The following is a 9510-nucleotide window of genomic DNA, read 5'->3' on the forward strand; positions in this document are numbered from 1 at the left end:
GAAAAATCGCGACGGGCAAAATCGCGACGGAAATCACGGCGGAAGTCGCCGCGGCGGAAGTCGCGACGGAAATCGCGGCGTGAAAAATCGCGATCGCCGTCGAAACGCCTCCAACGCCTGTGGTCGACGGTCTGGACATCCGACGAGACATTCTGACCTAGCGGCACGTAGATGGGCTGGGCGTTGACGGGCACGATCTCTGCTACAGCGAATGACGCTGACAGCGCGGTCGCCAGCAAGCCCGACATGATCCTGTTCATGGTCTTCTCCTTGAACGCGTCGTCCCTTGTGCCGATAAAAACGGGCAGGTTGCGCAATTGTTCCGCGAGAAATAGCAAGCTGCTGATTTGTAATGCATCTCGGCTTTCGTGCGAGACAGCCACGCCGATCTTGTCGAGACGGTTTGCGAGGCGTCAGGAGACCGCGAAAAGCCCGGCTTGCAAGCCCTCTTTTTCCGGTTGACCGGTCGCGGCACTCTCCCTATGTTCCGCGCAATTTCGAGGGCGGCATTCTGAGCCCGCGGGAGCGCGTAGCTCAGCCGGTAGAGCAACTGACTTTTAATCAGTAGGTCCAGGGTTCGAATCCCTGCGCGCTCACCATTTTTTCACGTGGGACATCAATATGTTAGCGTTTTGGCTGCTGGAGCAGAGCCGGAACCTGTGCGACTGTTGCGACCCGTGCGACTGCAAAAAAGCCGCACGAGCCGTTCGCTTCCTGTTCCCCGTCTAAAGCGAGGTGCTTTATGACGCCTTGGGTTTTCTAGCGGCGTCGAGCCAGGTTCTTCAAGAATCGCCCCGATTATACCACCGAGACATTCCCGCCGGCGTGGCGCTCCAGCCGGCCGGCGAGGTCGAGTTCCAGCAGCACCATGAAAACCTGGGCGGGATGCAGGCCGGTGTGGCGGATGATTTCGTCGACCGCCACCGGCGTTGGGCCAAGCGCTTCGATGACGCGGGCGCGGTCGTCTTCGCCGGGTGGCGGTGTTGCCGAAAAGTCGGGCGGCTCTCCAAGTGGCGGCGTCCTTGGCGCCAGTGCGCCGACCAGCGGCGCGATCGCACCGGTAATGTCCGATGCTTCGGTGACCAGGGTGGCGCCGTCCTTGAGCAAGGCGTTGGTGCCGGCGGCGCGCGGATCGAGCGGCGAGCCGGGGACGGCGAAGACCAGCCGGCCCATCTCGCCGGCAAGCCTGGCGCTGATCAACGAGCCGGAGCGTTGCGCCGCCTCGACGACGACCAGCCCCAATGCAGCACCTGCGACGAGGCGGTTGCGGCGCGGAAAATCCTGGGCGCGCGGCTGCCATCCGAACGGCATCTCTGAAATGATGGCGCCGCCGCGCTCGGCAATCTCGTTACAGAGTTCGGCATTCTCGGGCGGGTAGGGCAGGTCGAGGCCGCCGGCCAGCACGCCGATCGTGCCGGTCGCAAGGCTGCCCTGATGTGCTGCCGTGTCGATGCCGCGCGCCAGACCGGAGACGATGCCGTAGCCGTCGCGGCCGAGTTCGGCGGCGAGCGTTCGCGCCATCTTGATGCCGGCCAGCGAGGCGTTGCGGGCGCCGACGATGGCGACTGCCGGTAGCCGAAACACCGCGCCTTCGCCTTTGACCGCGAGCAGCGGCGGCGGATGGTCCATGCTTTTCATCAGCGGTGGATAGTCGCCTTCGCCGATGCCGACGAAGCGGGCGCCGGCGCGCCGGGCTGTCTCCACTTCCGCCTCGGCCTCCGCAATCGACGGGATGCGGACGATCTTTCTGGCGCCTCCCGAAATCATCAGCTCGGGCAGCATCTCGAGCGCCGTCTCGGCCGAGCCGAAACGGTTGATCAGGTCGCGAAAGGTGGCCGGGCCGACATTCGGCGTGCGGATCAAACGAAGCCAGCTCAACCGCTGCCGGTCGCTGAGCCGCGGCCCGGCGGCGCGCTGGCTCACTCCCTGGCTCCGATCTTGCCCTCGGTGCCGGCCAGCAGCCGCGTGATGTTGGCGCGGTGTTTTATGATGACGATCAGGCTCATCAGCGCGAACAGCCCGGCAATCTCAGGCGTGCTGAGGACATAGAGCGCGATCGGCACGACGACTGCTGCCGTCAGCGCGGCCAGCGAGGAATAGCGGAACAAGAAAGCGACGGCCAGCCAGACGACGGCGAAGATCAGTGCCACCTGCCAGGCCAATGCAATCAGCACGCCGAGATAGGTGGCGACCCCCTTGCCGCCCTTGAAACCGAGCCAGACCGGAAACAGATGGCCGAAAAAGGCGCCGAGGCCGGCCCAGGGCCCGAGCTCCGGTGCAAAGCGACCGGCGATCAGCACGGCCGCCGTGCCTTTCAGCGCGTCGAGCAGCAGCGTGGCGGCGGCCAGGCCCTTGTTGCCGGTGCGCAGCACATTGGTGGCGCCGATATTGCCGGAGCCGATATTGCGGACGTCGCCAAGACCGGCGGCACGTGTGATCAGGAGCCCGAACGGGATCGAGCCGAGCAGATAGCCGAACACCAGCGCCAAGACGATGCCGTAAGCCATTGTTCCCCCAGATATGCCCTAGGCTGAAAACACTGTGCGGCCCGCCATCATCGTTTGCAAGACCTTGCCCTGCAGCCGCGCGCCTTCGAAACAGGTGTTTTTCGAGCGCGAACGGATACCGCTTTCGCTGACGATCCATGGCTCGCCGAGATCGACCAGCGCAAGATCGGCGATCGCGCCCGGCTTCAGCGTGCCGCCGGGCAGGCCTAGCAGTCTTGCCGGCGCGGTGGACAAGGTCTCGACCAATCTAAGCAGCGTCACGTCGCCATTGTGATAAAGCCGCAGCGCCGCACCCAGCAGCGTTTCCAGCCCGATGGCGCCGGCCGCGGCGTCGGCGAAAGGCAGGCGCTTGGTGTCGACGTCCTGCGGGTCGTGCGAGGAGACTATGATGTCGACCGTGCCGTCCTTGACCGCCTCGATCATCGCCAGCCGGTCTTCCTCGGCGCGCAGCGGCGGCGTCAGCCGGAAGAAGGTGCGGTATTCGCCGACATCGTTCTCGTTGAGCGACAGATTGTGGATCGACACGCCTGCTGTGACATTCGCGCCGTCGGCTTTCGCCCGCGTTACCGCGTTTGCCGCCATGGCCGTCGAGATCTTGGCCGCGTGATAGGCGCCGCCGGTCAGCCGCGCCAGCGCAAGGTCACGCTCCAGCGGAATGGACTCGGCCTCGCGCGGAATGCCGGCGAGGCCGAGCCAGCTGGCATAGAGGCCTTCGTTCATGACGCCTGATGAGGCGAGGTCGGCGTCTTGGGTTTCATGCGCGATCACGCCGCCGAAATCGCGCGCATAGGTCAGCGCGCGGCGCATCACCAGTGCGCTTGATATGGTGTGCCGCCCGTCGGTGAAGGCGACCGCGCCGGCCTCGCGCAGCAGGCCGAATTCGGTCATCTCGCGGCCCTCGAGGCCCTTGGTGATCGCCGCCGCCGGAAAGATGTTGACGATGGCCGTATCCTTGGCAGTGCGCAGCACGAATTCGACCAGCGCGACATTGTCGATCACCGGGTCGGTGTCGGGCATCATGACGATGGAAGTGACGCCGCCGGCCGCCGCCGCCAAGCTGGCCGAAGCGATGGTTTCGCGGTGCTCGCCGCCCGGCTCGCCGATGAAGACGCGCGCATCGATCAGGCCCGGGATGATTGCTTTGCCGGCGCAGTCGATGATGGTAGCATCTTGCGGAGCGCCCTGGTTCAAGGCCGACTTGCCGGCAGCGACGATCTTGCGGCCCTCGACAATGACGGTGCCGACCTCGTCAATGCCGCGCGACGGATCGATGATGCGGGCCCGGCTGAAGACCGTTGTGCTCATCGGGCAACTTCGCGGTTGCGGCGGGGATCGAGCAGCGCTTCCATCACCGCCATGCGCACGGCAACACCCATCTCCACCTGTTCCTGGATGACGCTCTGCGGCCCGTCGGCGATTTCCGAGGCAATCTCGACGCCGCGGTTCATCGGGCCGGGATGCATGACCAGAGCGCCGTCCTTGGCCGATTTCAGCTTCTCGGCATCCAGCCCGAAATAATGGAAATATTCGCGCACGGAAGGCACGAAGGCGCCTTCCATCCGCTCGCGCTGCAGCCGCAGCATCATCACCACATCCGCGTCCTTGAGCCCTTCGGCCATCGAACGGGTGACAACTACGCCCATTTTCTCGATGCCGGCGGGCAGAAGCGTCGACGGCGCCACGACGCGGACCTGGGCGCCGAGCGCGTTGAGCAGCATGATGTTGGAACGCGCCACGCGCGAATGCAGGATGTCGCCACAGATCGCCACGATCAGCTTCGACAGCGGGCCCCTGGCGCGGCGGATGGTCAGCGCGTCGAGCAGCGCCTGCGTCGGGTGCTCATGGGCGCCGTCGCCGGCATTGATCACCGAGCAGCCGACCTTTTGCGCCAGCAGTGCGGCGGCACCCGCCGACTGGTGGCGGATGATCAATATGTCCGGGCGCATGGCGTTCAGCGTCATCGCCGTGTCGATCAGCGTCTCGCCCTTCTTCACCGAAGAGCTCGCCACCGACATGTTCATGACGTCGGCGCCTAGCCGTTTTCCGGCCAGCTCGAACGACGACTGCGTGCGGGTCGAGGCTTCGTAGAAGAGGTTGATCTGGGTGCGGCCGCGCAGCGTCGTGGTCTTCTTCTCTGACTGCCGCGAGATCGCGACCGCCCGGTCCGCCTTGTCCAGCAAAAGCTCGATGTCGGCGGGGGAAAGATCGCGGATGCCCAGAAGATGGCGGTGAGGATAGAGTGGCAGGGACGAAGCGTCGGTCATCTCAAGGCGCTGCTATAGGGTGGAGGACCTTTGGCTGCAAGCACCAGCTTTGGATTGCGGTCTTTTCCCCCGGTATTTTCGTCGCGCGCGTTGCGCGGCTTGGGCTATAAACCGCTACTGGCTTCGGATTCGTGGCCTTGTGATGATAAGGACAGTGCGTGACCGACGACGTGACGAACCAGCCGCCGCCGCTGGCAGGCGGCAACGCCTGGCGGGGCGATCCGTTGCTGATCCAGCTTGCCGAGCGTTTTTCCGATCCGGTGCGCAAAGATCTCGATGGGCTTGGCCGTTTCGTGCTGACGCAGGAGGCGCAGGAACTGGCACGCCTGGCCAATGTCGAGACGCCGAAGCTCAGGACCCATGACCGGCAGGGCCGGCGCATCGATCTGGTCGAGTTTCATCCAGCCTATCACGCACTGATGCGCCGGTCGGTGGCGAACGGGCTGCATTCGTCGGTCTGGGAAAATGGCGATGCCGAGATCGGCCGCCGTCATCAGGTGCGCGCCGCGCGTTTCTACCTGACGGCCGAGCTCGAAACCGGGCATCTCTGTCCCATCACGATGACCAGCGCATCGCTGGCAGCGCTGATGGCAAGCCCGAAACTGTTTCGCGAATGGGCCCCGCGGGTGACGACACGCAAATACGACCAGAGCCAAAAGCCGCCGGTCGAAAAGACCGGGCTGACGCTCGGCATGGGCATGACCGAGAAGCAGGGCGGCACCGATGTCCGCGCCAACATCACCAGGGCCGAGCGGGCCGGCAGCAGCTTCTATCGGCTGACCGGCCACAAATGGTTCATGTCAGCGCCGATGTCGGATGCGTTCCTGGTGCTTGGACAGGCGCCGGAAGGACTTTCGTGCTTTCTCGTTCCCCGCATTCTCGGCGATGGTTCGGGCAACGGCTTCCGCTTCCAGCGGCTGAAGGACAAGCTCGGCAACCGCTCCAACGCCTCGTCCGAAGTGGAGTTCGTCAACGCCATCGGCGAGATGGTCGGCGAGCCCGGGGCGGGCGTGAAAACGATCATGGACATGGTGACGCTGACCCGGCTCGACTGCGCGATCGCCTCTTCGGCGATCATGCGTGCCGGCCTGGCCGAGGCCGTCCACCACACCCGTCACCGCCAGGTGTTTGGAACCAATCTGATCGAGCAGCCGCTGATGCAGCGCGTGCTGGCCGACATGGCGCTCGACGTCGCCGCGGCCACCGCGCTGTCGTTTCGGCTGGCGCGCTCCTTCGACGAAGCGGCCGGCGACCGCGGCGAGGCGGCCTTCGCTCGCGCCATGACGCCGGTCGTAAAGTACTGGGTCTGCAAGATCGCACCATCGCTGCTCTACGAAGCGATGGAGTGCCTCGGCGGCAATGGCTATGTCGAGGAGGCGCCGCTCGCCCGCTACTATCGCGAAGCTCCGGTCAACGCGATCTGGGAGGGATCCGGCAACGTCATGGCGCTCGACGTGCTGCGCGTGCTGGGGCGTGCACCCGGCCTGTTCGAGGAGGTGCTGGCCGGCATCGATCGCGATCTCGGCGCCGGCGGACGCGGCACCGTCGGTGTACTCAAGGCGGCAATGCAGGTCGCGGCAACCGACGAGGGCTCGGCCCGCCTGCTCACCGAGCAACTGGCGCTGTCGGCGGCTGCGGCGGAGCTTCGCAGGCTGGGGGCAGGGCGGATCGCCGACGCCTTCGTCGAGACGCGCCTCGCCGGCCAGTGGCGCAACACCTATGGCATGCTCGATTCGCGCCATGACGCGCGCATGATCATCGACACGCTCTATCCGCCGACGAACTGAGCCGCCAACAGCAGTACAACCGGGATGGTCGCGAAGGAAGCAAGCGTCTGCAGCGTCGTAACCGTAGCGTAAAGCTCGGCGTCGCCGCCCATCTGCTTGGCCAGCACATAACCGTTCATGGCGGTCGGCACGGCGCCGCACAGGATGAGAAACAGCAATTCCTCGCCGGTGACGCCAAGCAGGAGCGAAATGGTCAGCAGCAGCGCCGGAAACACCACCAGCTTGACCGCAACCGGGACGAGGATAGCGATTCTGGGCTTGACCAGGCTGTCGAGCCTCAGGCCCGCACCAATGCCGACGAGGCCAAGCCCAAGCGCGGCCTGGCCGATCAGCTGAAGCGTCTTGTTGACCGGCGCAAAAAGTTCGAAGGGCAGCGCGCGCAGCAGAAGACCGCCGGCAGCCGCGATCACCATTGGATTGGTCGCCATGCGGCGGATCAGCGTCGGCCAGTTGGCCGTCCTGTCGGCGAAGCGTGTAACCACGAAAACCGTCACAAGATTGATCGGCAGGATGATGATCGCCATCACCAGCGCGACGACAGCCATGCCGGCGGGCGGAAACAGTTTCTGGGCAATGGCCAGCGCCATGAAACCGTTCCAGCGGATCGACGTTTGGAAAATCGACGAGAATTCGGCCGCTCCGGCAAGACCGGCCTTGCGCAGAAACGGCCACAATGACAGCACGAACACAAACATCAGCGGCACGGTGATTGCCAGCGCCAGCATCATGGCATCCAGCTGCAGGCCGGTGAAATCGGCGTTTACGATCGTCACGAGAATCAGTGTCGGATAGAAGAACCAGTAGCCCAACTGGTCGATGCCGTGCCAGCCGGCCGGATCGATCACGTCGACGCGCCGAAGAATATTCCCGCACAGGAGAAGCAGGAAGATCGGCAGGATGCTTTCGAACGTGGCTTGCATGGAAGCGTCTCGGAGGGAGACTGTGCCATAGCAGGCATTGCCGGCATGTAAAGCGCCACGACCGGCGCTGTCGGGATCCTGCGGACGCCCGTTAACCTTAATAAATGGTTTCCATTGCGGTGGCGGGCCGCAAAGCCCACTGTCCTGTTTACGGAAGCAGGAACGCCATGCGGCATATATTGAGCTCCTTTCTGGCCTTGCACTGGGCGGTCGTTTTCGCCCTGCTGGCGTTCCTCTGCATCGACGGGAATCGCGGTGTTGCGGCAGCGCTTGGCGTGCTCGGCGTCGCCGTCCAGAACACCCGCTTCGCCGACCTCGAAAGCGCCGTTGTCGTGGCACCGCTTGCTGTAGCGCTGCTGGTCGTAGCGGTGCTGTTCTGCTGGGCCTTTGTCGAGACTCTGTTTAGCGATCCGACAAATCCGGACGCCACCGACAGCGTCGTGCGGGTCGCCTTCATCTCCGCCTCCGGCGTATTGTCGCTGATTGTCGTCGGCGGCGCCGCGCAGGGCATCAGCGGGCTGTTCATGGTCGTCGCGGTGCAACTGGCGGCGCTGCTGGCGTCCTATGTCGCCATGCTCGCAGAGTGGCGGTCGGCCCTCGCCGCAGCGGTTCCGGGCACCGGTGAAATCCGTGCCGCCGCGCATGTGATGGCGAAGGCGGCGGCGCACAACTCGGCGCTCTCGCGCATTTCCGGCCGGCTGGACACGAACTTGAGGCCGGACACGAACTTGAGGGATGGCCGCTGATGCGTACCTTGTTCGCGCTATGGGCGGCGCCGCTCGCCCTGTTCTGGGGGTGGTTCTTCCTGTCGCTCAACGACATCAATTTCGGTTATGTCATGCTGAGCCGCCAATTGCATGACCTCGTCTTCCAGCTTTATGGGGAGATGCTCGGCATTGATCCGGTGCTTATTCCCGGCATGGTGGCAAAGGCCTGCATCTTCGACAGTCTGCTGCTCATGGCATTTTGGGCGTTCCGCCGCCGCCGGGTGATCGGCGGCTGGATCAGGATAATGCGCGACCGCTATTTCGGCCAAGCATCGACGCCGAGCGCCTGAAGCCGGTCGAGAACGCCCTGCAGAATAAAGGCCGCCGCGGCCGAATCGATCTTGCCGGCGCGTTTGCGGCGCGAAAAATCCATCTCGATCAACGTCCGCTCAGCCGCCACCGTCGACAGTCGCTCGTCCCACAAAACGAAGGGCAGGTCGGTCACACCAGCCATGTTGCGGGCGAAGGCGCGGGATTTCTGGGCGCGCGGGCCTTCCGACCCGCCCATGTTGATCGGCAGGCCGAGCACCACGGCGCCGACGTTCTCTTTCTGCAGCAAGGCGAGCAGCACAGCTGCATCCAGCGAGAATTTCCTGCGCATGATGACCGGACGCGGATGGGCGAAGGCAAAGCCCCTGTCGGAAACCGCCACGCCGATGGTCTTGTCGCCGAGGTCGAGCCCGGCCAGCGTCTTGCCGCCGCTGAGCCGCGCCGGCAACTCTTCGATGGTGATGATGCTCAACGGCCTTCCTTGGACCACACGCCGTGGGACTTTAATTTCACTGCCGGCGTTCTATCCTTTGGCGAAGCAAAAATCGAGGAAGGCATTCATGAAACTGACCTGGTACGGACATTCCGCATTCCGCATCGAAACCACCGACGCGAAAATCCTCATCGATCCCTATCTGATCGGCAATCCGTCATGGACGAGCGGCTGGGAAGGACCGGCGGAAGGGGTCACGCATGTTCTTTTGACCCATGGCCATAGCGATCACATCAGCGGTGCGCTCGAAGTGCTTGGGAAAAGCGGCGCTATGCTGGTCGCCAATTTCGAGGTCTGCATGTACCTGGTCGGCAGGGGCGCCAGCGACAAGAAGATCAATCCCGGCAATATCGGCGGCACCGTGGATTGCGGCGGTTTCACCACCACCTTCGTCCAGGCGCTGCATTCATCGTCGTTCCCGGGCGACAATGGCCTGAACACCTATCTCGGCAATCCAGGCGGCCTCGTCCTGCATTTTCCGGAAGACAAGACGCTCTATCAC

General features: G+C 64.2%; 10 protein-coding genes, 1 tRNA gene and 1 pseudogene. 5 read left to right on the plus strand and 7 right to left on the minus strand.

Translation table 11 applies throughout. The features are described from left to right. Positions 1-383: pseudogene (locus tag EOA85_RS18725) on the minus strand (hypothetical protein); the annotation flags it as partial. Positions 384-523: 140 nt separating this feature from the next. Between EOA85_RS18725 and EOA85_RS18730 the strand changes: the two are divergent. Continuing rightward, positions 524-599: transfer RNA gene (locus EOA85_RS18730), tRNA-Lys, on the plus strand. Positions 600-798: 199 nt separating this feature from the next. Here the strand turns inward: EOA85_RS18730 and dprA are convergent. The 4 genes from dprA to EOA85_RS18750 are packed head-to-tail and all read right to left on the minus strand — an operon-like array spanning position 799 to position 4771. Further along, positions 799-1923, minus strand: coding sequence for a DNA-processing protein DprA (dprA, locus tag EOA85_RS18735; RefSeq protein WP_127210719.1), 1125 nt, complete (start codon positions 1921-1923; stop codon positions 799-801). After that, positions 1920-2507, minus strand: coding sequence for a glycerol-3-phosphate 1-O-acyltransferase PlsY (gene plsY, locus EOA85_RS18740; RefSeq protein WP_065009561.1), 588 nt, complete (start codon positions 2505-2507; stop codon positions 1920-1922). The genes dprA and plsY overlap by 4 nt, the downstream gene beginning before the upstream one ends. Before the next feature lie 18 nt (positions 2508-2525). Next, a complete protein-coding gene (locus EOA85_RS18745; RefSeq protein WP_127210720.1) occupies positions 2526-3812 on the minus strand; it encodes a dihydroorotase in 1287 nt (428 codons plus the stop codon). Then, positions 3809-4771: an aspartate carbamoyltransferase catalytic subunit gene (locus EOA85_RS18750; protein ID WP_095520414.1), complete on the minus strand. Its 963-nt coding sequence runs from the start codon at positions 4769-4771 to the stop codon at positions 3809-3811. The genes EOA85_RS18745 and EOA85_RS18750 overlap by 4 nt, the downstream gene beginning before the upstream one ends. Before the next feature lie 158 nt (positions 4772-4929). On the opposite strand from EOA85_RS18750, the gene EOA85_RS18755 reads away from it, so the two are divergent. Next, a complete protein-coding gene (locus EOA85_RS18755; RefSeq protein ID WP_127210721.1) occupies positions 4930-6558 on the plus strand; it encodes a DNA alkylation response protein in 1629 nt (542 codons plus the stop codon). On the opposite strand, the gene EOA85_RS18760 is transcribed toward EOA85_RS18755, so the two are convergent. After that, the gene (locus EOA85_RS18760; protein WP_127210722.1) at positions 6540-7478 is read right to left on the minus strand and encodes an AEC family transporter; all 939 of its coding nucleotides are present in this window, start codon (positions 7476-7478) and stop codon (positions 6540-6542) included. The two genes, EOA85_RS18755 and EOA85_RS18760, sit on opposite strands and share 19 nt — an antisense overlap. A 167-nt stretch (positions 7479-7645) precedes the next feature. On the opposite strand from EOA85_RS18760, the gene EOA85_RS18765 reads away from it, so the two are divergent. Beyond that, a complete protein-coding gene (locus tag EOA85_RS18765; RefSeq protein ID WP_095520411.1) occupies positions 7646-8224 on the plus strand; it encodes a hypothetical protein in 579 nt (192 codons plus the stop codon). Continuing rightward, positions 8224-8535 (plus strand): DUF6105 family protein, encoded by a 312-nt coding sequence (locus tag EOA85_RS18770; protein WP_029352823.1) that lies wholly within the window; start codon positions 8224-8226, stop codon positions 8533-8535. The genes EOA85_RS18765 and EOA85_RS18770 overlap by 1 nt, the downstream gene beginning before the upstream one ends. On the opposite strand, the gene ruvX is transcribed toward EOA85_RS18770, so the two are convergent. After that, entirely contained in the window at positions 8502-8987 is a 486-nt protein-coding gene (gene ruvX, locus EOA85_RS18775; protein ID WP_095520409.1) for a Holliday junction resolvase RuvX, read from the minus strand. The two genes, EOA85_RS18770 and ruvX, sit on opposite strands and share 34 nt — an antisense overlap. Before the next feature lie 88 nt (positions 8988-9075). Here ruvX and EOA85_RS18780 point away from each other — a divergent pair. Further along, positions 9076-9510: metal-dependent hydrolase (locus tag EOA85_RS18780; protein WP_127210723.1), on the plus strand; the 435-nt coding region annotated here is incomplete at its 3' end.

The sequence above is a fragment of the Mesorhizobium sp. M5C.F.Ca.IN.020.29.1.1 genome, from assembly GCF_003997375.1.
Lineage (GTDB): Bacteria > Pseudomonadota > Alphaproteobacteria > Rhizobiales > Rhizobiaceae > Mesorhizobium > Mesorhizobium wenxiniae.